This window comes from Micromonospora yasonensis (assembly GCF_026013475.1).
Classification (GTDB): Bacteria; Actinomycetota; Actinomycetes; order Mycobacteriales; family Micromonosporaceae; genus Micromonospora; species Micromonospora yasonensis.
On sequence record NZ_JAPDPH010000359.1, the window covers coordinates 1 to 4,496 of the forward strand.

Consider the following 4,496-nt stretch of genomic DNA (forward strand, 5'->3'; position numbering starts at 1 on the left):
GGGGTGCGGCTCGCCGTTGGCGAGGGCGGCCAGCGCGGCGGCGAACTCGTCGCGGCCGGCGGCGGTGACCACCGCCCGATGCGCGAACCGGGTCCGCCGGGCCAGCGCGTCGGCGACCGTAGCCGGGGCGACCTCCGGGTGCGCGGCCAGCCAGGCCGCCAGGCGGGCCGCGTGGTCGCGGAGCGCCGCCTCGGTCCGGGCCGACAACGTCCAGGACACCCACCCGTCCCACGGGTCGGCGGCCGGCGCGGGGCTCGGCTCCGCCGGGGGCGCCTCCTCCAGGATCACGTGGGCGTTGGTGCCGCTGATCCCGAACGAGGACACCCCTGCCCGGCGCGGCTGCCCGCCGGGCGCCCAGCCCACCGCCCGGTCGAGCAGCCGCACCCGGCCGCTGTCCCAGTTCACGTGCGAGGTCGGGGCATCGATGTGCAGCGAGCGGGGCAGCAGGTCGTGCCGCATGGCGAGGACCATCTTGATGATCCCGGCGACGCCGGCCGCGGCCTGGGTGTGCCCGATGTTCGACTTGATCGACCCGAGCCACAGCGGCTGGTCGTCCCGCCGCTGCTGCCCGTAGGTGGCGAGGAGGGCCTGGGCTTCGATGGGGTCGCCGAGGGTGGTGCCGGTGCCGTGCGCCTCGACCGCGTCGACGTCGGCCGGGGTGAGCCGGGCGTTGGCCAGGGCCTGCCGGATCACCCGCTCCTGCGAGGGGCCGTTCGGGGCGGAGAGTTGGCTGCTCGTGCCGTCCTGGTTCACCGCCGAGCCACGGACCACCGCCAGGATCGGGTGTCCGAGCCGCCGCGCCCGGGACAGCCGCTCCACCAGCAGCAGCCCGACGCCCTCGCCCCAGCCGGTGCCGTCGGCCGCCGCCGCGAACGGCTTGCACCGGCCGTCGGCGGCCAACCCCCGCTGCCGCGCGAACTCGACGAAGTTGTCCGGGGTGGTCATCACCGCCACCCCGCCCGCGAGAGCCAGGTCGCACTCGCCGGTACGGATCGCCTGGCAGGCCAGGTGCAGCGCGACGAGGGACGACGAACACGCCGTGTCCACGGTGACCGCCGGTCCTTCCAACCCCAGCACGTACGCCACCCGGCCGGACACCACACTGGAGGTGTTGCCGGTGAGCAGGTAGCCCTCGATCCCCTCCGGCGCCTGATCCCGCTCGTGCAGCCGGGGCCCGTAGTCCTGGGCCACCACCCCGGTGAACACGCCGGTGGCGGTGCCGCGCAGCGTGGTGGGGTCGATGCCGGCCCGCTCGATGGTCTCCCAGGCGGCCTCCAGCAGCAGCCGCTGCTGCGGATCGGTGGCCAGCGCCTCCCGTGGGCTGATCCCGAAGAACCCGGGGTCGAAGTCCGCCGCGGCGTAGAGGAAGCCGCCCTCCCGGACGTACGTGGTGCCGGGGTTGTCCGGGTCGGGGTGGTAGAGGCTGGCGAGGTCCCAGCCCCGGTCGGTGGGGAACTCGCCGATCGCGTCGGTGCCGGCGGCGAGCAGTCGCCACAGCTCCTCCGGCGAGGTCACCCCGCCGGGGTAGCGGCAGGCCATCCCGATGATCGCGATCGGCTCGCGGGCGCGTTCCTCCACCTCCTGCAGGCGTTGGCGGGTCTGATACAGATCCGCCGTGGCCCGCTTGAGGTACGCGACCAGCTTTTCCTCATTCGCCATCCGTGGCCACCTCACCGGTGAGATCGAGCTGCGTGAGTTCAACGTCCAGGTCGTGGTCGAGCAGGTGGAAGAGCTCCTCGGGCGTGGCCGTGAGGATGTCGGTGGCGAGCGACGCCGATGCCGGCTCCACACCGGTGAGCTGGTGCAGGAGTCCTTGCAGGCGGGTGACCAGGGCGTCCCGCCCGTGCGAGGCGTCGCCGTTCAACGCCCGTACCGCGCTCTCCAGCCGGTCCAGTTCGGCCAGTGCCTGCTCGGCCGGGTCGGCCTGCCGTGGCGTCAGCTGCTCCGCCAGATACGCGGCCAGCGCGACCGGGGTCGGGTGGTCGAAGACGACGGTGGCGGGCAGCGGCAGGCCGGTGAGCCGGCCGAGCTGGTTGCGGAACTCCAGCGCGGTCAGCGAGTTGAGGCCCAACTCGAGGAAGCCCCGGTTCTCCCCGATCCCCGACGCGTCGGCGTGCCCGAGTGCCTTCGCCAACTGCCCACGGATCAGGTCCGTCAGCGTGCGCCGCTGCTCGGCGCAGTCCCGGTCGCGCAGCAGGTCGGCCCACTGGGCCGTGGACGTGCCGGCGCCGACGGCGGCTCGGGTGAGGTGGGCGGGGAGCTTGGCCGGGTTGAGGTGGGCGGTGACGGGGGTGGGGTTGCCGGTGCTGAGGGCGGTGTTGAGGAGGGTGAGGGCGTGCGCGGTGGTCATCGCGGCGATGCCGGCGTTCTCGAGGCGGTCGAGGTCTCCGTCCCGCAGGTGGGCCGTGAGCGTGCTCGTGTCGGCCCAGTAGCCCCAGTTGAGGCTGGTGGCGGGCAGGCCGAGGGTCCTTCGGTGCTCGGCGAGGGCGTTCTGGAAGGTGTTGGCGGCGGCGTAGTTGGCCTGGCCGGCGGTGCCCAGGGTGGCGGCGATGGACGAGTAGAGGAGGAAGTGGGTGAGCCGGTGGTGGCGGGTGAGGGTGTGCAGGTGCCAGGTGGCGTCGACCTTGGGGGCGAGGGTCGGGTGCAGCTGCTCGGGGGTGAGGTTGGTGAGGGTGACGTCGTGCACGGCGCCAGCGGTGTGGATGACGGCGGTGAGGGGGTGCGGGGTCTGGTCGATGTGGTCGATGACCTCGGCGAGGTGGGAACGGTCGATGGTGTCGCAGCTGGTGACGCTGACGGTGGCGCCCAGGCCGGTGAGTGCGTGGATGAGACGGGCGGCATCGGGGTGGTGGGGGCCCTGACGGCTGACGAGGTGCAGGTGGCGTAGGCCGTGGTGAGCCACCAGGTGGCGGGCGGTGTGCTGGGCGAGGGTGCCGGTGCCGCCGGTGATCAGCGTGGTGCCCTCCGGGTCGACGCCTCGGGGTGTGGGTTCGGGGACCGGGCTGGGCCGGGCGGCCCGCGCCGGTGTGGTGGCCGCGGTGGTGTCGACGGTCAGGTGGGCACTGTGGGGTGTGCCGGCCCGGATGGCGAGTGGCGGCTGGCCGCTGGTGACGGCGGCGGGGAGGACGCGGAGGCTGTCCGGGGTGTGGTCGGTGTCGATGAGGCTGACCCGGTCGGGGTGCTCGGTCTGCGCGGTACGGACGAGGCCCCAGCAGGTGGCGGCCGGCAGGTTGGTCAGGCGGTCCCGCTCGCCGGTGCTGACGGCGCCGGCGGTGAGGACGGTCAGGTGAGCCCCGGCGTACGCGGGTCGGGTGAGGAAGGTCTGCAGGGTGCGCAGGAGCCGCTCGGTGACCTCGTGCACCGCCGCCGGCACGTCGACCTCGTCGTCGCCGCTGCGGTGGTCGGGTAGCGCGACGATCACCTGCGTCGGGGCGGTGAGCCGGCCGGCGCTGACGGCCTCGTGGAGCGTGTCCACGTCCGGGTGGGACGGCAGATCCCACCCCGGCACCGGCTCGCCGATCGTCACCCACCCGTCGGTGGCGCCCGGCCCGGCGGGCAGCGTGACCGGCACCCAGTCCAACCGCCACACCTGTCCCTGTGCGGTGGCCTGCCCGGGCAGGCTGTCGAGGGGCACCTGGCGGAACGCCACCTTCTCCACCGACAGCACCGGCGACCCGGTCCGGTCCACCGCCACCAGGTCGCATCCGTCCGGGCCGTCCGGGCGCAGCCGGACTCGCAGGTCGGTCGCTCCCGCCGCGTGCAGCCGTACGCCCGACCACGCCATCGGCAACGCCACGGTGCCCTCGGCGTCGGGCGGCGCGACGAGCCGCAGCGCGGCGTCCAGCAGCACCGGGTGCAGGACATGACCGTCGGCGCCGTCGACGCGTACCTCGGCGGCGAGTGCGTCGTCGCGCTGCCAGCCGGCGGCCAGGCAGTCGAGGCCCAGCTCCCAACCGGCCGCCGCCACCCGCTCGCGGAGCGCGGCCAGGTCGACGGTGTCCCAGCCTGGCGGTGGCCAGGCGGTGTCCGCGTCGGGCGCCGGCGTGCCCGACGAGGAGAGCAGCCCGGTGGCGTGCCGGTGCCAGACCACCTCCCCGTCGGCGCCGTCGGCCGTACCCGCGTGGATCGTGATCGGCCGGCGGCCAGACTCGTCCGCGGCGGTCACGCTCACCTGGATCCGTACGTGTCCCTGCTGCGGGGGTACCACCGGTTCGCGCACGGTCAGCTCGTCGACCTGGTCGCAGCCGACCTGGTCGGCCGCGTGCAGGGCCAGGTCCAGCGTGGCGGTCGGCGGCAGCAGGACACTGCCCAGCAGCCGGTACTCGGCCAGCCAGGGCTGCTCGTTGATGCCCAGCCGGCCGGTCAGGACCACGTCCGGCGTACCGGCTAGTTCGAGGGCCGCCGGCAGCACCGGGTGCGTGCTGGGCCGCAGTCCGAGGTGGTGGGTGTCGGCGGCCGGAATCGCGGTGAGCCAGTAGTGCCGCTGGTCGAAGGGG

The 4,496-nt window shown here is 74.4% G+C and carries 2 protein-coding genes; both read right to left on the reverse strand.

Features of this window, described 5'->3' with window-relative positions; all coding sequences use genetic code 11:
• On the reverse strand, positions 1–1,659 hold a 1,659-nt coding region (locus tag ONA70_RS34945), incomplete at its 3' end, for a type I polyketide synthase (RefSeq protein ID WP_265010757.1).
• On the reverse strand, positions 1,649–4,496 hold a 2,848-nt coding region (locus tag ONA70_RS34950), incomplete at its 5' end, for a type I polyketide synthase (protein WP_265010758.1). The genes ONA70_RS34945 and ONA70_RS34950, both read right to left, overlap by 11 nt.